Origin of the sequence: Nocardiopsis sp. NRRL B-16309, assembly GCF_001279585.1 — a bacterium.
Lineage (GTDB): Bacteria > Actinomycetota > Actinomycetes > Streptosporangiales > Streptosporangiaceae > Nocardiopsis.
Map to the genome: position 1 here is coordinate 1 of NZ_LGEC01000044.1, position 252 is coordinate 252.

1 rRNA gene is annotated in these 252 nt (G+C 57.1%); it reads left to right on the top strand.

Annotated features, from left to right (window positions below):
- Positions 1-173: 173 nt before the first annotated feature.
- Positions 174-252: ribosomal RNA gene (gene rrf, locus ADL05_RS06050) — 5S ribosomal RNA — on the top strand; the annotation flags it as partial.

Sequence of the window (252 nt, forward strand, 5' to 3'; positions counted from 1 at the left end):
GGTGTGGAAGCCCTGTGAGGGGTGGAGCTGACCGGTACTAATAGGCCGAGGGCTTGTCCGCTGCAGATAATTGGGTGCTCGCGCATATTTTTCACATATTCTACGGTTTTCCCGTTGTGGCTGTGATCCCCCCGGTTGGGGTGTGGGTCGTGGTTGTGGTGGGTGTTGGTTTCCGTGGTGGTTATGGTGGGAGGGTCACACCCGGTCTCATTCCGAACCCGGTCGTTAAGTCTCCTTGCGCTGATGGTACTG